Source organism: Buttiauxella gaviniae ATCC 51604, assembly GCF_001654835.1.
GTDB lineage: Bacteria > Pseudomonadota > Gammaproteobacteria > Enterobacterales > Enterobacteriaceae > Buttiauxella > Buttiauxella gaviniae.
The window spans coordinates 1-280 of record NZ_LXEP01000125.1 but is presented as its reverse complement, the minus strand read 5'-3'; the positions used below and the strand labels follow the sequence as shown (position 1 = coordinate 280).

The 280-nt window shown below is 54.3% G+C and carries 1 protein-coding gene; it reads right to left on the bottom strand.

Annotation, left to right across the window (positions count from 1 at the left end; genetic code table 11):
• A partial coding sequence (locus tag M977_RS24030; protein ID WP_157092154.1) for an ATP-binding cassette domain-containing protein occupies positions 1–280 on the bottom strand: 280 nt, incomplete at both ends.

The window sequence follows — 280 nt, the reverse complement described above, 5'->3', positions numbered from 1 at the left end:
TGCAATATTGGCGCGGATCGAACGGTTAAACAGATTATTCTCCTGCTGGACTACGCCAATCTGGTGCCTTAATGAGGTGGTATTGATCACCGCCAGGTCATATCCGTCCAGCATCACACGGCCCCGGTCGGGGATATACAGACGCTGTACCAGTTTGGTGAGTGTGCTTTTTCCGGAGCCGGAACGCCCGACAATACCAATAATTTCGCCGGGTTTGATACTGAGGCTGACCTGACGCAGCACTTCGGACGCATCCGGGCGGTAACGGAAGGTGACCTGA